Genomic DNA, 23,358 nt, shown 5'->3' with positions numbered 1-23,358 from the left:
GGCCAGCGACTGGATGGCATCAGCCAGCGCCCGCACCGATTCCGGCGCACAGCCTTCGGCCTTGTTGTTGATGGTGATATACACCGGCTGATCCTGACCGGCCGTTCCGGCCGCCACGCGGGCAACGATCTCGCGCGTATGCGGGTCGGGGTCGACCATCTGGTCGAACGGGGCATAGCTCTCGCGCGCGGCCTCGTAGCCGTAGGCGCCGTGTCGGGGGTTGAGGTTCCATCGGCACACGAAGGGGCCGGGCCAGAGCTGGCGCAGAATGGGCAGTTGGTCGCCCGGAGCCGGCATCTTCGGGTGCAGCCCGAGGCAGTATGTCGCACCACTGTCCTTGAGCGCATCGACGAACGCCGGAGCCAACCACTGCGGGTTACGTACTTCGACCGCGACGACGGCATGGGGCACCCGCGCCTTGACCTGCTGCATGCGGCACAGCACCTCGTGCAGCCGGGCAATCAAGGCATCGAGATCGGCCAGCACGCGCCCCGGCAGCGGGCTGATCTGAAACACCAGCGCGCCGAGCTTTTCGCCCAGGCCCTCGCTCGCGGGCGCGGCGAACTCGTGCCAGGCCAGGTCCGCGTCCAGAAAATCGGGGTTGTCGCGTACGCCCTGGCCGCCGCTTTCACGAATAAGCGCATCGGTCACCCGGGCCGGCGCCTTGACCAGAAAGCGAAACCCGTCCGGGACCTGTTCGGCATAGGCTGCGTACTGGGCAACGCTCAGGGGCCGATAAAAGGCGCGGTCCAGGCTCACCGCCCCGAACAGCGGGTGACGGGCATAGGCCGACAAACCCGCACGCGAGAGCTGTTTTTCGCTGTACAGCCGATCCCACACGCGGTTCGCCCAGCCGGGGAAATGCCAGGACGACGTCCCCAGGCGCAGATGGGCCGGCAGCTGCACCGCCAACCGCTTGAGCGCTTCATCCGGCACGGCCGCGCCCACCCCGGCGTGGGCCGACGCCTCATCGGCAAACAGCGATCCGGTGCGCGCCGGGTCAGACGGGTGATCAGCCACCATCGATCGCCCCTGGCCGGATTCCACTCACCCCGGGCAAGTCGGCGCCCCTACGACTTGTCGCGACCGGTATAACGATCGAAGTTCGCCATGCATTCATCGAAATGGTCTTCGAACATCTTGCGGTACTGGGCCGTGAAGTACTCGATGGCGTTGTCGCGCTCCTCGGCCATATCGTCGCGGGTTTCGGCCGTGGCCGCGACCTGAAAGGCATTGAACCGCGCCGTGGCGTACATCAGCGAAGCACTGACCTGGCCGGCCGACACGCTCTGCGACTGGCGGTTGGCAATATCGATCACTTCGTCCGCGCGGCTGCGAAACGCCGGAGATAGGCTTTTTCCACTCATGGGCGCCTGTCCTGGAAGACATGAATTGGGCCGCACAGGATACCGGAGACGTTCGCTCACGAAACGCGCCCCGGGACGTACACAACAAGATCGGCCCCTGCCCGCGGGTAGCGCACAGGGCGCAGAAGGACTTTTGCGCAATGGCCAATTAAGAACCCGATTCGCGCGCCGACAAAGTAGAAGCAACCCAACCGGCCTGAAAAACCCATGAGCTATCGCTACGGCCTGGAAGATTTTCGTTCGATCGCCGTGGGGGCGGCACTGCTGGGTAGCGGTGGCGGTGGCAGCTATCACGACGCACACAACGTCATCGCCGAGCTGGGCGATAGCGGCTGGACCGGCACCGTCGAGGTGCGCGACTACGACGGCGCGACCGATGCCTGCGTACTCGCCATGATGGGCTCGCCCGACGCGGCCGAGGATCTGGCCCTGGCCGATATCGAACGCGCCATGCACAACACCGTGGACGCCTTCGGCACGCTTTGCGGCATGACGCCGCGCTGCGTGATTCCGGTCGAGATCGGGCCGATCAATTCCACCGTACCCTTGATCGCGGCGGCATTGAACAGCCAAACGATCGCTTGGGTGGTCGACGGCGACGGCGCCGGCCGTGCCGTCCCCCAACTGCCACAGACCGTCTACGGCGGTGCCGCCGGGCTGGCACCCAGCCCCTGCGTGCTGGCCGATGATGCCGCCTCGGCCGGCGCAATCCGGTCGGCCCGTATCGGCGCCGCCAGCGCTGCCGAAGTGGAGTCGTTGGCAGGCAGTCTGGTCAATGCATTTGGCAGCTATGCGGGGATCATGCTCTGGCCATCGACCCGGAGCAACGGGTTCGCATTAAAAAACAATTATTTGCCGGGCACGTTAGAACAAACGCGCAAATTGGGGCAATATCTCATGCAGGGGGACGAAAAACCGGCGACGCAGGCGGTGGTTGAACGCATTACAGCGATCACCGGCCGACGCGCGTCGGCCGCTTTAATCCAGGTTTACATCACCGACGTCAAGCAGGCGACCAGTCTGGCTTCGCTCGACGTGGGCACCATCAGGCTGGACGACCATCCGGATATCGGCCAGAGCCGCAATACGTACTTCATCTACAACATGAACGAGAATCTGATTCTGTATTCTGCGCAGCACGAAGCCCCGCTTGTCGTGGCACCGGACTCGATCTGCTACTACGCCGAGCACACGGGACGCGGCTTCTCGAACGCCTTCGACGACCTCGCGCCCTACTATGATCGAGCCAACGCACGTAGCACCGGCATCGCCCTAAGCGTCATCAAGATCGATGCTGCCCCCGCCTTTCGTCGCGCCGCCGGCGTGGTAGAGAGTTTTACCACCCTGTTGCGCGCGATCGGCTACGGTGGCCGAGTGCCCGGCTGATCACCTCAGACTGCCCGCATGGAAGAAGAAGCGCTCTATAGAAGAAGGCTGGATCTGGCGCTGGAATGTAGCGGGCTCGACCTGTGGGAGAACGACCTGCTCACCGGCGAAGTCATCTTCGGGTTGGACCGGGTCTTTTCCGACCTGGGCTACGACAAGAGCGAAGCGGCAGGCTATATCGACGACATATTCTCCTTGATGCACCCCGACGACAAACCGGCGGTGGAACAGGCCATCGCCGACCATCTCGCCGCGAAGACACAGCGCTACTACAGCGAATTCCGTATTCGAGCCAAGTCCGGCGCCTGGGTCTGGTATGCCAACTACGGCAAGATACTGGACCGCGAAGGCGAGAACCCGGGTCACCGCTTCTGTGGGGTGAGCTTCAACCTCGACATCAAGAAGCGCCAGGAAGAAGAGTTGCAGGCGCTCAACGCCAAACTGCGCGAGCAGAACGCGCTGCTCGAACGCATGAACGCAGAACTGCATGCCCTGGCCACCAGCGATTCGCTCACCGGTCTTCGCAATCGTCGCTATCTGTTGAAAGCCGGCGAAGACGAGTTTCTGCGCGCACGTCGGCTCAGGCACGAGCTGGCGCTACTGCTCATCGATATCGACTGGTTCAAACGCGTCAACGATACGCTGGGCCATGTCGCCGGCGACGAAGTCATTCGGGCGATCGCGCAGCGCTGCAGTGGGGGCACCCGCGCGCATGTGGACACGGTGGGACGGATCGGCGGCGAAGAATTTGCCATTGTATTGCCCGCAGTAGGCCTGGACGAAGCACTGGAACTGGCCGATCGACTACGACTTGAAGTGGCCCGCCAGCCGGTGGCGGTAACCGGCGGGCACAGTATCCATGTAACCATCAGCACGGGCGTCGCGACCCTGGCGCCTGAATGCCAATCGTTTCACGACCTGATGATCCTCTCCGATCGCGCCCTCTACCGTGCCAAGGATGCCGGACGCAACGCGGTCTGCGGCCCGGCGGCCTGACCGACGCCCCGCTAGGGTCAGCCCGCCAGCAGCAGCCACAGCGGTAACGTCAACATCGCGAGGGCTGTCTGCAGCGTAATCACGGCCGCCATGAGTTCACCGTCGCCGCCCAACTGGCGGGCCAGAATATAGGCGGACGTCGCCGTCGATACGCCGGTGAACAACAAAACCACGTCGCGGCTGACCGTATCGAGCCCCATCGCCCAGGCCAGCGTCATGGCAAGCGCTGGCACGAGTCCGAGCTTGACGGCGCTGGTAAGCCAGAGCGTGCGCCCGCCGTGTACGAGATAGCGCGGACGGAGCGCCACCCCGACGGCGATCAGCCCAATCGGCAACGCCGGCCGCCCGACCAGTTCGAGCAGCGGCCCGCTCCAACCCGGCAGGCCGATATGCAGGGCATTGAGCGCGATGCCGACGACGCACGCCAGGATCAGCGGGTTGCGCACCAGTTCAAGCAGGCTGCGAGCCAGGCTCCTGCGGCCCAATGTGCCCACGCCAATGAAACAGGCCACGCTCAACAGATTGACCGTCGGCACGAGCAAGGCGATTACCACCGCTGCGCTCGCCATGCCGGCCTGGCCATGCAGAGCGCCGGCCCCGGCAACCGCAACATAGGTATTGAAGCGCAGTGCGCCCTGGAACACCGAGGTGAAGGCAGCGTCGCCGCGCGCCAGATAGCGGCGCAAACACCACAGGCCGATCGCTACCGCCAATATCGTGCCCAGACACACCAACGCCAGCCGGGCTATCGGCACATCGGCGACATCCGCCGTGGCCAGCGTATGAACCAGCAGAGCCGGAAAGAATACGTAGTAGACCAGCCGCTCCGCACGCGGCCAGAAATCGCCGCCCGGATAGTTGAGGCGCCCCAGTACGGCACCGAATAAAATCAGTGCAAACAAGGGCCCCAGTGCATTCTGAATCGCGAGCATCGCGTCTAGCCTAATTCAAAAAAGGCTCACGGCGGCATAGCTGATCGGCCGCCTGCTGCCTGCCCGCGGTTGTGGCCAGCGGATCGCCATCCGCCCCCGCGCGTGCGCCAGCCAGGTTTATGCCGAGCCCAGCCACTCGCGGGCGAACACGTCGGCGGCAACCGGCATGCCCAGATGAAACCCCTGCACGCAGTGCACGGGGTACTGCTTCAGTGCGGCCAGCTGCGAGGCCTGCTCGACCCCTTCGGCCACCACCTTGAGACCCAGCTCGTGGGCCAGGCCGCTGACCGCCGCCACGATCGCCCGACTGCCGTGGGCGGTCTGCATGCGGGCCACGAAGCTGCGATCGATTTTAAGGGTGGTGACCGGCAGGTCCTGCAGGTAGCGCAGTGATGAATAGCCGGTGCCGAAATCGTCGATCGCCACGCCACAGCCGAGTTCACGCAGGGACTGAAGTATATGGGTTGCCTGCTGGCTTTCATCCAGCAGCGTGCTCTCGGTGAGCTCGACGTCGATCAGGCCGGGCGGCAGCTCGTGCTCGGAGAAAATCGCGGCAAGGCGCGCCGGCAGGTCGTTCTGCCAGAACTGCTTGGCCGACAGATTGACTGCTACCGGCACCACGGCCTGGCCCGCCGCGAGCCAGCGCTGCTGCTGTGCGGCCACCTTGCGGATCAGGCGCCGCCCGAGCGGCAGGATCAGGCCCGAGCGTTCGGCTACCGGTATGAAATCCGCCGGCGCGACGTGGCCAAAGCCGGGATGTTGCCAGCGCAGCAACGCCTCGGCCCCGCGCAGGGCGCCGCTGCGGGTATCGAAAATGGGCTGATAGTGCACGTCGAGCCCGGCGCCGGTTTCCGCGGTATCGCGCAGCGCGCTTTCCATCGCCAGGTGATGGTTTTCCTGCACATGGGTTTTCGAATTGAACAGCCGATAGGTATTGCGGCCTTCCTGTTTGGCCCGATACATGGCCGCATCGGCATTGCGCATCAGGTCGTCGATGGTCGCTGCATCATCGGGATAGAAACTGATCCCCAGGCTGCCGCCCACACGAAACTCGTGGCCGTCGATCTTGAACGGCTCGCTGATGGCCGCGATCAGCCGCCCGGCGATGTGGGTGGCCTCCGCCGGCTCGTCGAGATCGGGCAGCAGGGCAATGAATTCATCGCCGCCCAGGCGCGCGAGCGTGTCGTCCTCGCGCAGGCGTGCGCTCAGGCGCTGGGAGACCTGCAGCAGCAGCTCGTCGCCGATGGCATGGCCCAGCGAATCGTTGACCTGCTTGAAGTGGTCCAGGTCGATGAAGATCACTGCCAGACGCCGGCCGTTGCGATGGGCATGACGCATGGACAACGACAGACGGTCTTCGAGCAGGCGGCGATTGGGCAGGCGCGTCAACGCATCGTAGTAGGCCAGCCGCCGGACCTGTTCTTCGTTTTCCCGAATATGGGTGATGTCGCTGAACAAGGCCGCATAGTTAGTGGTTTCGCCGGCCTCGTCGCGAATCGCGGTCACGGTGAGCAGTTCCAGGTACAGCTGGCCGTTCTTGCGCCGGTTCCATATTTCGCCGCGCCAGTAGCCGTTGCTCTTGAGCGAATGCCACATGCGCGTGTAGAAATCCGCCTCGTGGCGACCGGAAGACAGCAGCGCGGGCGTACGTCCGATCACCTCTTCCGGTCGATAGCCGGTCATATGGGTAAAGGCGGGATTGACGAACTCGATATGGGTCTGCGCATCGGTGATGATAATGCCTTCGAGCGAGGCATCGATGACCCGCTCGGCCAGCTCCAGATTGAAGCGCGATTGCGACAGCGCCTGATCGCGCTGGGCGAGTGCCTGGCGCAGGTCTTCGATATAGAACTGCTCGTTGCCGTCCAGCATCTCGCGAAAACCGAGCAGGCCGACGACCTGCTCGCTTTCATCAATGACCGCCAGATGCCGTACCCGGTTCGCGATCAGCTGATCGCGGGCATGAATCAGCGTATCGCCCGGCGCCACGCTCAACAGCGGTCGGGTGGCCAGTTCGCCCACGCTCACCTGCCCCGGATGTGCGGCCACGAACCGCACGAGATCGCGCTCGGTGATGATGCCCAGAGCCTGCCCGGGCTGCGTGATCACCGCAGCATCGGTGTGGGTAAAGCGCATGCGCGAGGCGAGCTCGCCGAGGGTCAGCGTACCCGGCAACACCAGCGGCGTTTTGCACATGGCATGCCGCACCTCGCGCAGCCGCAGGTAGCTCTCCAGCCCCTGATTGAGCACGGCATCGCTTCGCGAAAGAATGCCCAGCGGCGCCTGGGCCTCATCCACCACCAGAAAATGATGCCGGTTTTCGGCAGCGAAACGCATCGCCGCCTCGCCAAGCGAGGCGTCGGCGGCAATCGTGGCGATGGATTCGATCATCAGGTCGCCGATCGGCTGGCGTAGCGCGCCGGGGTCGGCGAAATCCAGGTAAAGGCAGTCGTGCTCGGTCCATATGCCCACCGGCTCGTCGTTTTCCATTACCAGCATCGAGCTGCAGCGGCGTTCGGCCATGCGTGCTGCGGCCACGTCCAGCGGCGTATGCCGATCGCAGCTGAGCAGACCCGTCTGCATGATGCGTTCTACGGGCAAGTCTTGGTTCATTGGCTGGAACAGGTTGCGGCACGACAGATGACGGATCGCAGGCGGCTGCCCGAATCCTTCGGCGCAAGCGTTGCGGGGCCGATCGGGCGCCCCGCACACTGGAGCGCTTGAGTCCGGGCCGACGAACACGCTGCGCGAGCCGCCATTATCGCCCGACGCGCCTACGTTTGCATGCGCTGCATCAATCGCCAGACCGGCACGCTGCGGCCTGCCAACCAGCCCGGGGCCGCCGCGGTATCGCGATCAACGGTGCACGATGTCCAGCTGTTCGAACGCCCCGCGGGCATGATCTTCGCGGAACATCGCATGATCACGGCGTACCCGATCCGCGGCTTCCATGGCGAACTCCACCATATCGGCGACGAACAGCTCGGGCGGGCCGATCGCGTTGACGATGGCCGGCTCGATGTCGTAATCGATCTTGCCGGACTCGTCGGACAGCGCGTGCACACGGGCCAGCATACGGCCACAGATCTCGGCGTACGCCTTCCACTGACTCTTGGAGAGATCGTCGAGATCGATATCGTCGCGAAACGGGGCGCGCTCGCGGGACATATAGCTCAATCCGTCGAATTCGATATGACCGTAGAACACGTCGCCGCGTACCAGTTGCACGGTCTGGGCATGGCTGACGCGCTCGGCGCGCTCGTCCATTTCGTAGGCCGAGGGCGGCACCAGGCCCGCCAGCGCTGAGCGACGTGCCTGCTTGTATTCGATGATCAGGTCATCGGTGCCGTCGGCCTGCGGGCCTTCGATGAGCACGTAATAGCGGTTGAGACCGAGCGATGCCGTGCCCTGCCCGCGCCGGATCGCCACGTCCTTGACCCGCATGCCTCTCGCCCGCTCGGGCACGGCGATGTCGTTGTTCTTGACCAGACGATCGGTGATCTTCTGAAACTCTTTGCGCCGCGACGAGATCGGCACCAGCTCCTCGGTGGAGCGAAAGCCACGCTTCGTCTCGTCGAGATAATCATCGACCAACCACTCGGCACGTTCTTCGTGGGCCTCCTTGAACAGCTTGCGAATGAGTTTGGGCGCGTTGTCGAAACGCATCTCCTCGTTCTGTTCGGTGCCCTCGCGCGCCAGGCGCTGCATGTCTTCGATATAACCCTTGACGAAGCGACGCACGATCTTGATCTGCTGCTTGCGCTCGAGCTCGCCCTCCGCCTCGGCGGCAATCATGAAGCCGACCGCGCCGCGTTTGATGTCCCAGGTGAACGGGGCGTAATAGGCCTCGTCGAAATCGTTGACCGAAAAGATCGGCACGTTGTTCGCATTCGGCATCACGCCGAAGTTTTCCGGATGCACGTCGCCCAGGGTGAGCACGGTGGGCATCCAGGCGTCCTCGCCGGCCATGTCGCGATAGAACAGCAGGGCCGTACCGCGAAAGAACGAATACAGCGAATCCGACAGTTCGTCGAACTTGATCGCGGCATCCTCGGAGGAATCGGCGATACGTGTCTCGTGGTCCTCGCGCAGGCACTGGCGCACGTGACGGCGCCGATCGTGACCGCTGAGAATACGCGGGCGCAGTACGAACTCGCCGGCCGCCACCGACTCGGCCAGGCGCCGGAACGCATCGAAGCGGGTCGCCACGACCGGCCGCGCGTCTTCGAAGGATTCGCGCTCCAGCGCAGCCGCCAGCTCTGCCTTGCTCATCGAGGATCGCCCGTCGATGCCCTGCTGCTGTGCCTGCTCGTAGAGCGCCTTGCGCGTTTGCTCCGGTTCTTGCGTCATGCCTGCCTCGTCCCTTGGGGTTCGCCCCGATATGGATACCTGTCGCAAACCTCAGCATGCCCGACTCACCGTGCAGGCGCATGCACGCCACGCTTTAAACCCTCGCGGGCGCACCACGGCGACGTTTTGACAGCCTCGATTACTCTGGCTGACTTGCACCACAGCGCATGCAAAATCAGCGATTCTTTTCGAAATCTTCGTAATCGGCGGTTGCGACCACTACACTGACGGTAACAACCATTGCATTGGCGACCGCACCCGTCGGCCGCCCCATGTATCACCGGAGTCTGTTTTGAACGCCACCTCAACCCGACCGTCGACGGCTGGGATTCACCCGCTGCACGGCCTGCTGCTATCCGGCAGCTTTCCGCTGTTTCTCGGCGCGGCACTCAGCGATTACGCCTATGCCACGTCCTATCTCGTGCAGTGGAGCACCTTCGCCTCCTGGCTGATCGCGGGCGCGCTCGTGTTCACCGGTTTTGCCATGCTCTGTGGCTTGATCGGCCTGTTCCGCGCCAGCCATCGCGGGCCGTACATCCTCTATTTCCTGCTACTGCTGGCGACCTGGGTGCTGGGTTTCGTCAACGCGCTGATTCATGCCCGCGACGTCTGGGCCATGATGCCAACCGGCTTCATCCTGTCGATCGTCGTTGCCGTGCTGGCCTGTGCCGCAACGCTACTCGGTTTTGCCCGCCTCGGAGGCCGGTCATGAATACACGCCGCATTGTCTACGTCTGTGCCAGCGCCCTCGCGCTTACCCTGTTTACCGGCGCGGCCACGGCCGCGAATTCCGAGCAGCAGTTCGGCGCCAACCCGAACCTGCCCGAGCCGCAGCGCGGGCTGCTGCCCAACATGACGATTCCCGAGCCCGCCGAGTGGGGCGATACCAAACCCACCGTACCTGCCGGCTACACGATCACCGCCATCGCGACCGACTTGAAGGTGCCGCGCCAGACGCTGGTGCTGCCCAACGGCGATATCCTGGTCGCCGAAGGCAAGGGCGGCAGCAAGGCGCCCAAGAAACGTCCCAAGGACTTCATTGCCGGCGTCATCAAATCGCGGGGCACGACCTCGGTAAAAAGCGGCGACCGGCTCACCCTGCTGCGCGATGCCGACGGCGACGGCAGCTACGAACAGCAGAACGTCTTCGCAGACAACCTCAACGCCCCCTACGGCCTGGCACTGATCGATAACAATCTGTACGTGGCCAATCAGGACGCGCTGGTGCGTTTCGACTACCAGCCCGGCCAGACCGAAGCCAGCGGCGCGCCGGAAGTGGTCACGCCCCTGCCCGCCGAAATCAACCATCACTGGACCAAGGCGATGACCGCCAGCGCCGACGGCGAACATCTCTATGTCGGCATCGGCTCCAACAGCAATATCACCGAACGTGGCATGGAAGCCGAAGTCGACCGAGCCGAGATCTGGGAAATCGACCCGGAAACCGGCGCCCATCGCGCCTATGCCACCGGCCTGCGCAACCCCACCGCCCTGACCATCCAGCCGGGCACCGACCAGCTCTGGGCCGTGGTCAACGAACGTGACGAACTCGGCCCGAACCTGGTGCCGGACTATCTGACTACGGTTGAGGAAGGTGCGTTCTACGGCTGGCCCTACAGCTACTGGGGTCAGAACGTCGATCCGCGCGTACGTCCGAAAAACCCGGAGAAGGTGAAGGCGGCGATTGCGCCGGACTACAGCCTCGGCTCCCACCATGCCCCGCTGGGCGTGGCGTTCTCGAACGAACAGGTGGGCGGCGATTTCGCCAACGGCGTGTTCGTGGGCGAGCACGGCAGCTGGAACCGCGGCGATCCGGTCGGCTATCGGGTGGTGTTCATTCCCTTCGAAAACGACGAACCCGCGGGCGACCCGGTCGATTTCGTCTCCGGCTTTCTAACCGACGACGGCAAGACCCGCGGCCGCCCGGTGGGCGTGAGCGTGACCCCCGACGGCGCGGTGATCGTGGCCGACGATCTCACCAACGCGGTCTGGCGCATCACCCGGGACGACGCCACGTCGCAGCCGGACAACGCCGAAGACGGCACGACCGGCGACTAATCACCTGCCCAAACGATGCCCCGGCGCTGCTCTAGCGTCGGGGCGCTGCACCGCGGCGACTATTCAACGGCTCTCGGATTCCCCCGCGCTGCTCGCTGCCCATGCCTTTGCCTGGAGCGTGGCCAGGCGTACGAGATCGCCCTGGGCCACGTTGATATCGATCAGGTGCAGCCCCCAGCCGGTATTGCCGAAAAAGGCGCCCGGCAGTTTGTCGATCAAGGCATCGCTTTCGGGCGAATCGATCGAAACCGCCAGATAATGGGCGCCACCGCGTTCCACGCAGCGTCCGTGGACCCGCCCGGGCAGCGCATAGAAGGGCGTGTCGATTGCCTCGTTGCGGGCCCGGTCGCGGAACGGACCGGCGTTGGCGTCCGTGGGCTTGAGGATCAGGCGAAACACCGGCGGATAGCCGGTCGGCAGGCGCGCATCGAGGCGCGTGCCGCCGTTGACGAGTTCTGCCGGATTCACGCACAGCGCCTGAGTATTGGCAGCCTCGGTCACACCATACTTGGGCGCATCTCCCAGGGCCGGGTCGTCGCGGCTGAAACTGCTGTAGCCGACCACGCAGTGGATATCGTTCGCCGTGCGGCATGCCGGCGTATGCCGAAAGCTGGTATCCGCCTGGGCCGGTACGCGGGCCACGGCAATGTTCGCTCCCGGAATATGGGCGGCGACGAAATGCCGAGACAGATAGGCATCGGGCTCGATCACGTCGCGAATCAGGCGCATGAGCAGCTCCGAGCCCTGGGAGTGGCCGATCAGGATGAAGCCCCGCCCGTCGTTTTCGCCCACGAACTGCATGAAGGCATCGACCACGTCGGCATAGGCCATGGCATAGGCATCCTGCTTGGCGGGCGACGTCATGCGCTTGACGCCCGGCACCATGTCGAGTGCCATCAGGCTGAGCGTGGACTGCCGATAGACCGGCGCGTACACATCGCAGGCGCGTTGATACAAGGCCGCCTGGATTTTCGTAATCGCCACCGTTTCGTCGTCGGGGGTGAAGTCGGCGTTCGCGCTCATTTCCATGCTGGCGGTCGGGTACACATAGAAACAGGCCACCGCCGACGTGCGTTCAAAATCGGTATCCAGCGGCTTGAGCGTGCCGTTGGCTTCGACCGCGGTCGCCCGCGTATCGCTGCGACACACGTTATCGGCCAGCGGTTGCCCCGGGTGGCAAAGCCAATGCCTCGCCTCGTCGTAGTTGCGGCTGTGATAACCCCGATACGGGTTCTCACCCGGCGAGGCGGCCTTCGCCATAAAACGCGCTGTCGCGCCGGCCTGCTCGGCGAGGGCGGTCTTGGACGGGGCATCGTTGCCGCGTATGCACGCCGCCGGTAGGATAAGCGCCGCCAGCACGAGGGCGAGCAGCGAAGCCGAACGAATCGAGTATGGCGAGATCACGCGCGCAAAACACTCCACGCTAGAATACAAAAATGCAAGCCGCGCCGGCTTGGCTTGCCATGCCGGCATGACGAATTCGCAGCATGCGGAACCCCACCCGGTTCAGCGGGATAGTAAACGGTTATACGATGCGACGCGCTAGCCCCTGCCGTGCGGCGATCGCGCCCGTCATCGCGGGCAAGCCGCTAAAGAAACAATTGTTCCAGCCGATTGCTGTGTGCATGGTAAAACAAGCGAAAGCCGGTTTTCCTGCCGTTGACACGGCTGACCAAACCAGCCGCGGCTCGTAGCTCTGAATCAGCTCATAACGCGTTAATCGAGTCTGCGAACGCAGTATCAGGCGTTTGATCCACCGAGCGCGGAAATGCGTAGCCCGCCGTTAGCCCCGCAGGCCCCAATTGACGCGTCCCAATGCCCAGGTTTGACCCCGACACACCGCAGGCACAGCAACACACCGACATCATACGCGGTCGCCAGATCCATGCCGTGCAGCTGAGTACCCTGCGCGGGCTGGTTAGCTTTCTCGTGCCCGCTATCGTCACGGGCCTGCTGTTTTACGAACAGTGGGGGATGATCGCGATAGCTTGGGTGCTTGCCGTTCTCGTGGTATTCCCTGCCCGGATGTGGATGCTGCGCCGCGCGACGGCACGGGGGCCGGTTCCGCTGCCGCCCCGAAGCATCCGGCCGGTCATCATCGCGACAATAATCAATGCGACGCTGCTCGCAAGCTTTCCTGCCTGGGTCATCGTACACGCGGACGGGCTGGCGCTGGCCTACATACTTTCGCTCTATCTGGGCACGTACTGGTCGGCGTCATTCACGCTCACCGCACTGTTCCCCGCAGCGTTTTCATTCACGATCACGCACTGGTTGGTCACGGTCAGCGTGCTCTGCATCGCGGGCGTGGACTGGGAACGGGCCGCGCTCATCGTGCTGTTTGGCACCGGCGTTATAGCGGCGCTGACCATCACCCGCCAGCAGTCGGCGCTGTTTCGCGAGTCGGTTGTCCAGGAGCTGGAACTGGCGAAAAAAACAGAAACGATCGAGTTATTGCTCAAGGAACACGAAAATCAGTCGAGTGACTGGCTCTGGCAGACCGATGCCGCGCTGCGCGTGGACCAGCCGTCGTCGCGCTTCCTGCAGGCGATGGCGATGGACGAGCAAACCCTCGCCGGCAAAACGATTACCGACCTGTTGAAGCACTCGGGCATCGACTTCAACAGTGAAGCGCTGGCCGACCTGAAAGCCACTCTAGGCCGGCGGCGTTCGTTTCGGGACGTGGTCATCCCGCTGTCGGTGGGCTCGCGCGCGGTGTGGTTTTCGATATCGGGCCGGCCGATCTACGATACAAAGAACCGCTTCGCCGGCTATCGCGGCGTGATGGCGGATATCACGGATACACGGCTTGCCCAGGCGCGTGCAGCACACCTGGCCCAGCACGATGCCCTCACGGATCTGCCCAACAGGGCAAACTTCAGCACCCTGTTGCGCCGCTCGCTGGCACGCGGGCGTGCGTTCTCCCTGCTAAGTATTGATCTGGACGGCTTCAAGGCCATCAACGACAACTTCGGCCATACCGTCGGCGATGCCACGCTCGTCGAAGTCGCGCGCCTGGGCGACGACGAGTTCGTCATCCAGATCTGGTGCCTGGAAATCGAGCAGATTGAAACGCTGTGTCGCCAACTCATCGATGCAGCCTGTCGCCCCATGCTCGTCGATGATCAGACGGTGGTCGTCGGTGCCAGTATCGGCGTGGCCCTGGCTCCGGCCGACGGGGCGACCACCGCGGAGATTCTCAAGAGCGCGGACGCGGCCCTATATCGAGCCAAGAGTGACGGCCGGGGCACATTCCGGTTCTTCTCGCCGGCCCTCGACAGCGAACTCCAGCTTCGACAGCAGGTCATGCAAGAGCTGCGCACAGCGCTCACCCGCGACGAGCTGGTTTTGCACTACCAGCCGGTGTTCGACGCACAAAACGGCGCGATCACCGGCGCCGAAGCGCTCATCCGTTGGCCTCACAGCGAGCGTGGCATGATCTCGCCGGCCGAGTTCATTCCGCTGGCCGAAGAAAGCGGGCTGATCCTCGCACTGGGCAACTGGGTCATCGAACAGGCGTGCCGGGAAGCCGCCAGCTGGCAGAACGAGCGCCGCATATCGATCAACGTATCGCCCAGGCAATTCACCGATACCGACCTGCATACCCGTATCGTTACCGCACTCGAACAAACCGGGCTCGCGCCCAGCCGGCTGGAGATCGAAGTCACCGAGACGGTATTCATCAAGGAGCCACAGGTCGCGCTGGACATGCTGTGTCGACTGCGCGCGCTCGGTGTGCGCGTTGCCCTCGATGACTTCGGCACCGGCTATTCATCATTGAGCTATCTTCGGCTGTTCCCGTTCGACCGCATCAAGATCGACCGTGCCTTTGTACAAGAGATCGGCCAACGCCAGGATGACCAGGTCATCGTCCATGCCATCGTCGATATCGCCACCGGGCTCGGCATGAAGATTACCGCCGAGGGCATCGAGTCCCGCGAACAGGCGGACTACCTTGCAGACATCGGTTGCCACGAATTGCAGGGATTTCTGTTCGCGCGGCCGGCCCCTGCCAGCGAAACGCTACGCGCCGCGGACCGCCACGCCCGCCCGCTCGCGCAGCTCGCCACGCAGCAAACCCTGTTCAACCCGTAATACGAACCGTCAATCGCAGCGTGCTTCAAGAAATCGCTGCACAACCTGTCGGGGCCGCGCCGACGTGCTCGAACCGGCCGGCGACAACAGCCACACCGGCGGCACTGTCGTCATCAACAGCGCCGAGCCCGTGGCGATCGTAGGGCGTCTGACCGTGAACCGCGAAGGCCTGACCGTTGTCATGAATGCCAAGGCCCGTCGGCTGATCGCCACGGATACCGTCTATAACGAGGGCGGCACGCTCACGCTGGATTTCGACAGCGCCAACGCGCCAGCGGCCGGCACCCGGCTGACGTTGCCAAGCGGTGGAAACCTCGCCGGGCGCTTCGCCCGGCTCGACAGCGGCAATACCGCCGTCGGACTCAGCTATAGCGCGGACAGCGTGATCGCGACCATTCAGTAAACGGCTGCACCGCCCCATAAAGCCGGCGACGCGTGCTGCGCTGCCGGCTTTTTTGCGATCAGAACACACGCGGAAGCAGCGGCCACGGCGGGCCGCGCTAGCGCAGCCCGCGGTCGACCTTGAGCAACGCCCGTAGCCGGATGAGGTAGAGCGCAATCATCGCCCCCACCAGCACCAGGCCCACGCGCAGCGATGTCACGCCGTGCAGGGCATGCGCCAGCCCGTGCCCAACGCCGATCAACGCACTCGCCCACAGCGTGGAACCCAGCACCGTGGACACCAAGAATCGACCGAACGGCATTCGGTGCAAACCGGCGGGCACCGAGACCATCGAACGCATGCCCGGGATCAACCGGCCGACGACGATCATCGCATCGCCATAACGACGAAACAGGCCGCCCGAGCGGTCGATATCCGCCGGCTTGATCAGCAGCCAGCGACCCGGCCCGGTCAGGAATCGCTTGAGACGAACCTCGCCGACCACGCGGCCGAGAAAATACAGCGGCAGCGTGCCGAGGACCAGTCCCGCAGCGGCGGCGGCGATGGCCGTCGGCACCCGCAGCGCGTGTTGATCGAAAAGCGCCGCAGCAAACGGAATGGTGGCTTCGGCCGGCAGCGGCGGCATGAGATTGGCCGCCGCCATGACCGCAAGCAGATAGATATAGCCTTCGAGCGAGGCAAGGCCTAAAGCCGTCAAAAGCATGAGCAGAGCGCCTCGCCCGAATGGATAGGGCGCGGATTATGAACCGATTTCCGGCGCGAATCGAACCCGCACGCAGCCGAACCGACGATCGCGAGTCGTATGCCGTACCCGTACACCCTTTCAGGACCATGCACGCTCGAACTTCGCGGCCAAGCCGAGACTGCGCGCAGCAGAAGGTACTCGGTACTCAGTGCGCACGGCGTGGTGAGGTAGGCAGGCCCGATGGGTACGGACACTCATCGGTACTCGATCCGGCACCAGCACAGTCCACCGGCTCAGCCGTTTTCAACGCTATCGATAGATAAACGCCGGCGCCTGTCCGTCTTTCCTTTCAACGCTTTCAAGGCCGCTGGCCTGAGCGCGCGTGATTTCGCACACGCGTCATCAACTGAAAGAAATAATCTATTTTTAGGTCGGTTCGATAAAACACGGCTGCCTGCGGCCGATATGAACACCATCAGTTCTGCCAGCGCGCAGTCGGGGCCGGCTCCGCGTGAATGGCATTCGACGAGGCAATCCCATGGACCTGGTAATGAACGCGCGCCGCACAACCGCGCATCGTGCGTTCTGGTTAATGACCCGGCGCGTGACGATTCTCGCTGCAAGCGTGGATGCCATTTTCTTCGTGTTCTTTCTGTGGTCCGGCCCGGCCTACATGGCCTGGATCAATCTGCTCAGCATCGGGCTGTACATCACGGCCAACCGACTGCTTGCCTATCGATACAACACCCCTGCCCTGTGGCTGATCTGGCTGGAGGTCACGGGCCATGCCGTGATCGGCACGCTCGCGGTGGGCTGGAACGCCGGTTTCCACTATTACCTGGTGATGTTCATCCCGGCGATCATGGTCAGCGGCTATATCTCTCGTATCGTCGTGCCGCTGGCGGCGTTGTTCAGCATCTACGTCGGCATGTATCTGGCCTCCAGCTACTACGGCGCGCTGTCGCCGATCGCCGGCCATGCCCTGCTCATGCTCTACCTGTTCAACGTCACCGTCTTTTTCGCCATGGCCAGCTATACGGCGCGTTTTTTCTACCAGCGCGTGCGCCAAAGCGAAAACCGGCTGCGTGAGTACGCGGCCCGCGACGTACTCACCGGCCTGTTCAACCGCCGTTATCTGCTCGAACTCGCCGGGCGCGAGCAGCGTAGAGCGGAGCGCGAGAACGCGGGCCTGTCGCTGGCGATTGCCGATATCGATCACTTCAAGCAAATCAACGACAGCCACGGGCACGAAACCGGGGATCAGGTGCTGGTACATATCGCCGGCATTCTCGAACGATGCTGTCGGGCCGGCGATACCGTGGCCCGCTGGGGCGGAGAAGAATTTCTGTTCCTGCTGCCCAATACCAACGCCGACGAAGCCGCCCTGTTCGCAACGCGCGTGTGCGAAACCGTGGCCGGGCAGCCGCTGCCACGCAACGGCCAGCCGCCGCTGGCATCCACGCTGTCGCTGGGCGTGGCCTGCCTGAGCACGGATGAAACGCTCACCGAAGCCCTGGCCCGCGCCGATGCCGCGCTCTATCAAAGCAAGGCGGCCGGTCGAAACCGGGTGACCGCCCACGGCCCCGCCAACGCGCAGCCAGCCCGACGGGCATAGTGGGTCGCCGTCGTCCCGGTACCTTCGCGGCGCACGACTGCGGCTTGCAATAGCCTTCTTCCGGCCGGCCAGTACAACGCCGCGCGCCGGCACCCGACCCAGCACAAGCCCCGGCATGTCGCGGCCCGGCGCCGCTGCCAATCTTCAACCTAAGGCAAGCGCCCGTCCGACGCCCAGGCGCGTTAACTGCCACGCGATAACCGATAGTTTATATTCGCGGGCGCTCTCGCCGGCTGCTTACCGCCATGACCATCTCATTGCCTGCCCTGACCCGCACCGTCGTCGCCGGATTTATCGCGCCCGCGGCCTGTATCGTGCTTGGCATCATGGCCTGGCTGTACGCGGCGCCGGCGCCCGACGTCACCCCCGCTGTGGCCGCGAACGGTTTGCACCGCGTCCAGAGCTTGGCGGCCGGCGCGATGACGCTATTTGCCGTTTTCTGGCTGGTATGCAGCCTATATCTGCTGGTCGCCGGGCACCGGCGTGCACTGCAGGCGATGCGTGATCCGGCCCGTCTGATCCCCGCCGCGCGCTGGCTGCGCCAACAGCTGCCCGCCATCCTGGTCACCACCACCACAGCGCTGGCGGCCACGCTGGCGTCGGCCGCCGTATGGCTGGCCATCGCGCTGGGTGTGGCCGACCCGTTGCACGGCGATATGCCCATGTTGCATCACGCCGCGGTCATGGCCTGCGGCGGCCTGGCGCTGTTCGCCGGCGTCGACCTGTTCCGTTTCGTCGCCGGCACCCGTGCGCTGCGCCGAACGCTGGCCGAACAACCCGTCACCCAGCTGCCCGGACAGCTGCTCACGGCGTCGGCCGCGCCGGCACTATGGCAGTTGGTGCGTGATATCGCCAAGGCACAGGACGCACGTGTGCCGGACCAGATCGTCCTCGGTTTCGTGGAAGGCGCATTCGTTACCGCCGCCCCGGTACAGGTACAACCGGCGGGCACCGAACTGCAGGGCTGCACGCTGCATCTGCCGCTGCTTACCCTGGCCCATCTAGACGAAGCCGAGTGCACAGCGCTGATAGCCCACGAGCTGTCGCATGTCGCCAACGCCGACATCGAACAGGCGCTGACGCTGGCCGCCGACCAACGCGCCATCGGCCGCGGCCATGCGGTGCTCGAGCATAGCAGCGCCCGCGCCCAGCTGGAGGGCCTGCTTACACGCCCGGTCGCCTGTATTGCCGAGAGCGTGATGGCCGCCCTGGACCGCGCCGTGGCCCGAGATCGACGCGCGGCGGAATACCGTGCCGACCGGGCCGCCGCCGATGCCAGTTCCGCACAGGTTGCCGCCGCGACCGTGCTGCGCGTGGCGGCCACGCAGAACGTGGCCCAGCAGGCGATCGCGGCGTTTCAGAATGGCGCGATCACGCCCCCGCAGCGGCCGTTCACCGCCGCCGATGCCTGGTTGAGGGCGAATGCCATGCCGGCCGTGGCACAGGATGCCGCCGTGCCCGATCCGCATGCACGCCATCCCGGCTTCAACGAGCGGCTGGCCGCACTCGACGTCGCCAACGACCGCCGCGTATACGCCCGCGCTGAACGCACCATCACGCCGGGCCAGAACGCGCTGGCACGCTATGTCGGCCCGGATGCGCCGGTGATCGAACAGATCGATCGCGACCTCGCCAATCTGCTGACCGACGACTACGCCCGCTGGCTGCACACGCTGGTACGAGACAAACAGAACACGCCCGCCGACAACATCTACTACGCCGATATGCGGGGCGTGATCGCGGTCTGTGTCGTCGTCGGTATCGCCTGCCTGCTGGGCGGGCTGTTCCTGTTCGTCTCCGGCTATGCCACCCACGATCTGTTGCTGCCGGCCATCGTTGCCCCCTGCGTCGGCCTGTTCAGCCTTGGCCTGGCGGCATGGCGACTGCTCGGCAGGCCGCCGGCCGTGGTGCAGGTCACCGACAGCGCGATCCTCAGCCGTGCTCTGCGCGACCCCATTCCGATCGATGCCGTGGACAACGTCAGCTTCGACCGCCGCAATGGCCAGCTCAGCGTTTATCTGCAGCTGCACGAACAGGCGCCGCTGCCGCGCTGTGCACGCATCACGCTCGGGGCCGCCCAGTGCCATCCGTCCTCGCAGCACGTGGTGCTGAGGTTCGGGCCGCTGCGTACGAGTGCCGAACGCCTCACACATGAGCGCTTCGTCGAACGGTTCACCGCCGCTCTGCAGGGCCGGGCCGCAGGCTCCGTGCTCGACGAGCTCGGCGTTGAGGGTCAACAACGGTAATTCGTGATCGGCGCGCGACGATAGTCCGGCGTGCATGGCTCCCTGCAGCGACCCTGCGTCGAGTCCATGAGCGCAATATCGCGGGCCCAGGTTTGGGTGGCGTCGCATATCGTTGGCAACGCCGGTCGACAGGCATCGGATCAGTCGTTGTACAGGCGCGGTACCGGCAAGTGCCAGCCGCGCCGCATCGCCATGTACCGAACGAAAAAGCACAGCGCGGCCGCGCCGATCACGGTGGGCGCGAACGGCCAGTTGAGGGTAACGCCGGTCACGGCGACGCCGGAGCCCAGCAGCGCGGCCGTGGCATACAGTTCGGTCGGCGCCAGCACCATGGGCAGCCGGTCGATAAGCACGTCGCGCATGATGCCGCCACCGATGCCCGTGATCATGCCCATCACTGCCGCCATGACCGGCGAAATGCCGAACTCCAGCGCCCGTATCGAGCCGCCGACGGCGAACAGCGACAGCCCCGCGGCGTCGAAGACGCCCACCGGCCGGGCGATACGATCCACCCACCGATAACCGAAGAACACCACGAGCGCGGCAAGCATCGTAACCAGCCCGTAGCGCACGTCTGCAATCGCCAGCGGCGGCGTGGCGCCGATGAGCAGGTCGCGGGTGATGCCGCCCACCGTACCGGTGGCGAACGCCAGTACCGCCAGCCCGAAGATATCGAGCCGCTTCTGTGCCGCCGCCATCGCGCCACTCAGGGCGAAAACGAACGTGCCTGCCAGTTCCAGCCCGGAAAGTAACAGGTGCATAGCAGTCCAGCCGATCGGTGCATGGCGGGTGTGCAGTGCGCCCATGGTAATCGGCCGGCCCCGCCGAACGCTACGCCGCCGGCAATATCCGGCCCGCCCTGCCGCTGGCCGGGGTGTTCAAGCAAACGCAGGGCCCACCGGCAATGCTCGTGCGCGCGCAGCTCAGGCTAGATACGTAACAGCAGCCCGAACAACAGCGCCGCCGTGAGGCTTGCCACGGCGGTACGCACGATGTTCCAGCCGTTCCAACGCGACTCGAAGGCATGCCGCGCCGCACGCAGCTGCTCTGGCGTCATCGTCTCTAAATCACAGGCCTGGATGCGATTGTTCAACGGGATATTGATCAGGCCCGTGGGTAGCTGCACGCCGACGAGATACAGCGCGGCCGCAGCGGCCAACAAGGCCAGATCTGCGCCGTCTAGCACGGCGAATCCCAACGCCAGGGCTGCCAACAGCGCCACGACCGAACCGACCCACATCAGCATGAACAACGGCGCACGGGCCTGGATCACCCCGTCGATCGCACGAAACGTTTCCAGAAAACTGCGATCGGGTAAGCGGCGAATGCCCGGCATCACCACCACGGCAAACGCAAACAAAAACCCCGCGACGAGCGAACACAGCAAAGTTGAGAGCCATACCGCCGCCGTAAAAACCGCCGCCCCCATCGTGACCTCCCGTGGTCCCAAACGCACCTGATTTATAGCACGCGCTCTTTTAGGGGCCAGAGGGTGAACGCCGCGCATGAGCACTCGGCAGTCGGAAGATCACGATAACGGAGACGTTGCTATCCGCCGGCCCGCACAGACCGGCACGGCGCATGGCCTCGCCGCCGCGGTCGCCGAACGCCGCGGCGGCATCCAAGACGTCCGTTGCTGCGGCCAGATCGCCGCCGTTGACCATACGTCATGCGGGTTAAGGACGGTCGCCTGGTTCGGCGACACGCGCACGCTGCCCAGCCAGATGCCCGCGACTCGGCGGGCTAGAGCACGGGGGCTCAGGAGGCGTCTTCAGCGCTTTGTGCGCCGAGCGGGTTGCGCAGGATGCCAGTGGTGCCGCTGTTCATGGGCGACGCGAAGGCATGGCCTTCGCTGAAAGAGCCGACGCTGTAGAACTGCGGCTCCAAGACCATGCGCCCGTGGGTATCCATGAATCCCCAGCCAAGCCGTTCGAAGTCCTTGCCCTCGTTCAGGCCGCGCGCCAACTCGACGCCAAGCAAGCCTTCGTGGAATACCTGCTTCGCGTCGATCATGAACCGCCCCTCGTCATCCAGAAACGGAATCCGTGCGATGCGTTCGCCGTCGCGATCCAGCACCTCGATATACCCGTCGCTGTTATCGCTGCGTTCGCCGTCCACGGCGAACATCGTCACGCGGTCGCCGTAGCCGCGGGGTTTGTGTTCATAGCGCGCCGGCACCACAACCTCGCCGCTGTCGTCGATAATGCCCCAGCGGCCATCGCGATAGAATTTCGCCCGCCCGGCGATGAACGGGCCGACGCGTTCCATATCGTCGGGAAGTGCGAAACGGATATCGCCCTCGGTATCGATGACGGCCCACTGATAGGTCTTGGGCGTGGGCCCCGGCAGGCTGTCGTAGAGACGACTGAGTTCGTTGTCGCCCTTGGGTTCGGATACGGGCGTGGCCTGGGTGGACACCACCGCGAGCCCGTCGGAGAACGGCCCGGCCGCCGGATACGGCGCGTCGCGCAGTTTGTGCCCGTCGCGGTCGACGAAGTTGCTGCCGCCGCGTTCATCGACGATACGAAGCCAACCGTCGTGAAAATCCCCCAAAGGGTGATGCAGGTTCGGATTGTCCGCATCCACGCCGTGCCAGCGCGGATCGACCTTAAGCACGGGCTGGCCGTCGGTATCGATGAATTGCCAGTCGCCGTCCGGGGTCTTGACCGCGGCCAGACCCTCGGAAAATTCGCGGGCCTCGGCATATTGCAGATCGACCACGCGCTTGCCGTGACGATCGACATAGCCCCAGCGCATGCCGACTTCGCTGCGGTTGAAGTCGCCGACCGGTGCAAGCCCGTCATGAAAATCGCCGGCCTTGTCGTACTGCGGCTCGACGACGTATTCGCCCTGCAGGTCGAGAAAGCCGTAGCCGCCCGTGCCCCGTACGCCCGCCAGCCCCTCGGAGAAGCCGTGCGTTTCGCTCAGGCCGGTACGTGGCGCCACCGCGTAGTCCGGCTCGGCCACCGCAGGCGACGTGATCGCAGCGCAAACGAGTACGAACGTAAACAGGAATAAACGACGGGTGGCTGGCATGCGATCTTCACAGGGCAATGGCACAGGCAACGCCCCCTTACCCGAACACAGGTCAGGCAGGAGGGTCACGCAGACCGACATTATGCCCGTTCACCCACGGCCTCGCCCCGGGTCACGGCGCCGCCCGCACGCTGGGCCGGCTCCCCAAGCCTGGCGGCGCGCCGGGCGAAACCCGATCGCCGCCTTGTC

The 23,358-nt window shown here is 64.6% G+C and carries 18 protein-coding genes; 8 read left to right on the top strand and 10 right to left on the bottom strand.

Annotation, left to right across the window (positions count from 1 at the left end):
• On the bottom strand, positions 1 to 1,023 hold a 1,023-nt coding region (locus tag ABNU97_RS01395; protein WP_348764955.1), incomplete at its 3' end, for a DUF72 domain-containing protein.
• A gap of 47 nt (positions 1,024 to 1,070) precedes the next feature.
• On the bottom strand, positions 1,071 to 1,367 hold the full coding sequence (locus tag ABNU97_RS01390) for a DUF3144 domain-containing protein (RefSeq protein ID WP_293626800.1): 297 nt from the start codon (positions 1,365 to 1,367) through the stop codon (positions 1,071 to 1,073).
• A 207-nt stretch (positions 1,368 to 1,574) separates the two neighbouring features.
• Here ABNU97_RS01390 and ABNU97_RS01385 point away from each other — a divergent pair, with 207 nt between their 5' ends.
• On the top strand, positions 1,575 to 2,753 hold the full coding sequence (locus tag ABNU97_RS01385; protein ID WP_348764954.1) for a DUF917 family protein: 1,179 nt from the start codon (positions 1,575 to 1,577) through the stop codon (positions 2,751 to 2,753).
• An 18-nt stretch (positions 2,754 to 2,771) separates the two neighbouring features.
• A complete protein-coding gene (locus tag ABNU97_RS01380; protein WP_348764953.1) occupies positions 2,772 to 3,749 on the top strand; it encodes a sensor domain-containing diguanylate cyclase in 978 nt (325 codons plus the stop codon).
• Between the two features lie 17 nt (positions 3,750 to 3,766).
• Here ABNU97_RS01380 and ABNU97_RS01375 read toward each other — a convergent pair whose 3' ends face one another.
• From ABNU97_RS01375 to ABNU97_RS01365, 3 genes are all read right to left on the bottom strand, one after another.
• The gene (locus ABNU97_RS01375) at positions 3,767 to 4,681 is read right to left on the bottom strand and encodes an AEC family transporter (protein ID WP_348764952.1); all 915 of its coding nucleotides are present in this window, start codon (positions 4,679 to 4,681) and stop codon (positions 3,767 to 3,769) included.
• 117 nt (positions 4,682 to 4,798) lie between these two features.
• Complete coding sequence (locus tag ABNU97_RS01370) at positions 4,799 to 7,282, bottom strand: EAL domain-containing protein (protein WP_348764951.1); 2,484 nt, start codon at positions 7,280 to 7,282, stop codon at positions 4,799 to 4,801.
• Positions 7,283 to 7,537: 255 nt separating this feature from the next.
• Positions 7,538 to 9,031, bottom strand: a complete 1,494-nt coding sequence (locus tag ABNU97_RS01365) for a DUF2252 family protein (protein WP_348764950.1) — start codon at positions 9,029 to 9,031, stop codon at positions 7,538 to 7,540.
• A 292-nt stretch (positions 9,032 to 9,323) separates the two neighbouring features.
• Between ABNU97_RS01365 and ABNU97_RS01360 the strand changes: the two genes are divergently transcribed.
• Positions 9,324 to 9,743: a DUF2231 domain-containing protein gene (locus tag ABNU97_RS01360; RefSeq protein ID WP_348764949.1), complete on the top strand. Its 420-nt coding sequence runs from the start codon at positions 9,324 to 9,326 to the stop codon at positions 9,741 to 9,743.
• On the top strand, positions 9,740 to 11,089 hold the full coding sequence (locus ABNU97_RS01355) for a sorbosone dehydrogenase family protein (protein ID WP_348764948.1): 1,350 nt from the start codon (positions 9,740 to 9,742) through the stop codon (positions 11,087 to 11,089). Before ABNU97_RS01360 ends, ABNU97_RS01355 begins: the two co-directional genes overlap by 4 nt.
• A gap of 63 nt (positions 11,090 to 11,152) precedes the next feature.
• Here ABNU97_RS01355 and ABNU97_RS01350 read toward each other — a convergent pair whose 3' ends face one another.
• Positions 11,153 to 12,511, bottom strand: a complete 1,359-nt coding sequence (locus tag ABNU97_RS01350) for a DUF3089 domain-containing protein (protein ID WP_348764947.1) — start codon at positions 12,509 to 12,511, stop codon at positions 11,153 to 11,155.
• 393 nt (positions 12,512 to 12,904) lie between these two features.
• On the opposite strand from ABNU97_RS01350, the gene ABNU97_RS01345 reads away from it, so the two are divergent.
• Together ABNU97_RS01345 and ABNU97_RS01340 are read left to right on the top strand one after the other, a co-directional pair.
• A complete protein-coding gene (locus ABNU97_RS01345; protein ID WP_348764946.1) occupies positions 12,905 to 15,184 on the top strand; it encodes an EAL domain-containing protein in 2,280 nt (759 codons plus the stop codon).
• 64 nt (positions 15,185 to 15,248) lie between these two features.
• On the top strand, positions 15,249 to 15,587 hold the full coding sequence (locus ABNU97_RS01340) for a hypothetical protein (protein WP_348764945.1): 339 nt from the start codon (positions 15,249 to 15,251) through the stop codon (positions 15,585 to 15,587).
• A gap of 97 nt (positions 15,588 to 15,684) precedes the next feature.
• Here the strand turns inward: ABNU97_RS01340 and ABNU97_RS01335 are convergent, their stop codons facing one another.
• Complete coding sequence (locus ABNU97_RS01335) at positions 15,685 to 16,290, bottom strand: DedA family protein (RefSeq protein ID WP_348764944.1); 606 nt, start codon at positions 16,288 to 16,290, stop codon at positions 15,685 to 15,687.
• Positions 16,291 to 16,810: 520 nt separating this feature from the next.
• Here ABNU97_RS01335 and ABNU97_RS01330 point away from each other — a divergent pair.
• Both ABNU97_RS01330 and ABNU97_RS01325 read left to right on the top strand, forming a co-directional pair.
• Positions 16,811 to 17,887, top strand: a complete 1,077-nt coding sequence (locus ABNU97_RS01330) for a GGDEF domain-containing protein (RefSeq protein WP_348764943.1) — start codon at positions 16,811 to 16,813, stop codon at positions 17,885 to 17,887.
• 245 nt (positions 17,888 to 18,132) lie between these two features.
• Positions 18,133 to 20,133 (top strand): M48 family metalloprotease, encoded by a 2,001-nt coding sequence (locus ABNU97_RS01325; RefSeq protein ID WP_348764942.1) that lies wholly within the window; start codon positions 18,133 to 18,135, stop codon positions 20,131 to 20,133.
• Positions 20,134 to 20,273: 140 nt separating this feature from the next.
• Here ABNU97_RS01325 and ABNU97_RS01320 read toward each other — a convergent pair whose 3' ends face one another.
• The 3 genes from ABNU97_RS01320 to ABNU97_RS01310 all read right to left on the bottom strand — a co-directional run bounded on the left by ABNU97_RS01320 (position 20,274) and on the right by ABNU97_RS01310 (position 23,169).
• Positions 20,274 to 20,894, bottom strand: a complete 621-nt coding sequence (locus ABNU97_RS01320) for a trimeric intracellular cation channel family protein (RefSeq protein ID WP_348764941.1) — start codon at positions 20,892 to 20,894, stop codon at positions 20,274 to 20,276.
• A 167-nt stretch (positions 20,895 to 21,061) separates the two neighbouring features.
• Positions 21,062 to 21,562, bottom strand: coding sequence for a DUF1772 domain-containing protein (locus ABNU97_RS01315; protein ID WP_348764940.1), 501 nt, complete (start codon positions 21,560 to 21,562; stop codon positions 21,062 to 21,064).
• 329 nt (positions 21,563 to 21,891) lie between these two features.
• Entirely contained in the window at positions 21,892 to 23,169 is a 1,278-nt protein-coding gene (locus tag ABNU97_RS01310) for a WG repeat-containing protein (protein ID WP_348764939.1), read from the bottom strand.
• Between the last annotated feature and the right edge of the window lie 189 nt (positions 23,170 to 23,358).

The organism is uncultured Salinisphaera sp., assembly GCF_964012375.1.
Classification (GTDB): domain Bacteria; phylum Pseudomonadota; class Gammaproteobacteria; order Nevskiales; family Salinisphaeraceae; genus Salinisphaera.
Note: the sequence above shows the minus strand (reverse complement) of the source record. Positions and strands in the feature narration are given on the sequence as shown.

Coding starts and splice junctions, on each gene's coding strand:
- ABNU97_RS01330 (WP_348764943.1), top strand. CDS start 16,811: ATGGACCTGGTAATGAACGCGCGCCGCACAACCGCGCATCGTGCGTTC.
- ABNU97_RS01310 (WP_348764939.1), bottom strand. CDS start 23,169: ATGCCAGCCACCCGTCGTTTATTCCTGTTTACGTTCGTACTCGTTTGC.
- ABNU97_RS01315 (WP_348764940.1), bottom strand. CDS start 21,562: ATGGGGGCGGCGGTTTTTACGGCGGCGGTATGGCTCTCAACTTTGCTG.
- ABNU97_RS01380 (WP_348764953.1), top strand. CDS start 2,772: ATGGAAGAAGAAGCGCTCTATAGAAGAAGGCTGGATCTGGCGCTGGAA.
- ABNU97_RS01355 (WP_348764948.1), top strand. CDS start 9,740: ATGAATACACGCCGCATTGTCTACGTCTGTGCCAGCGCCCTCGCGCTT.
- ABNU97_RS01390 (WP_293626800.1), bottom strand. CDS start 1,367: ATGAGTGGAAAAAGCCTATCTCCGGCGTTTCGCAGCCGCGCGGACGAA.
- ABNU97_RS01335 (WP_348764944.1), bottom strand. CDS start 16,290: ATGCTTTTGACGGCTTTAGGCCTTGCCTCGCTCGAAGGCTATATCTAT.
- ABNU97_RS01325 (WP_348764942.1), top strand. CDS start 18,133: ATGACCATCTCATTGCCTGCCCTGACCCGCACCGTCGTCGCCGGATTT.
- ABNU97_RS01320 (WP_348764941.1), bottom strand. CDS start 20,894: ATGCACCTGTTACTTTCCGGGCTGGAACTGGCAGGCACGTTCGTTTTC.
- ABNU97_RS01375 (WP_348764952.1), bottom strand. CDS start 4,681: ATGCTCGCGATTCAGAATGCACTGGGGCCCTTGTTTGCACTGATTTTA.
- ABNU97_RS01385 (WP_348764954.1), top strand. CDS start 1,575: ATGAGCTATCGCTACGGCCTGGAAGATTTTCGTTCGATCGCCGTGGGG.
- ABNU97_RS01345 (WP_348764946.1), top strand. CDS start 12,905: ATGCCCAGGTTTGACCCCGACACACCGCAGGCACAGCAACACACCGAC.
- ABNU97_RS01365 (WP_348764950.1), bottom strand. CDS start 9,031: ATGACGCAAGAACCGGAGCAAACGCGCAAGGCGCTCTACGAGCAGGCA.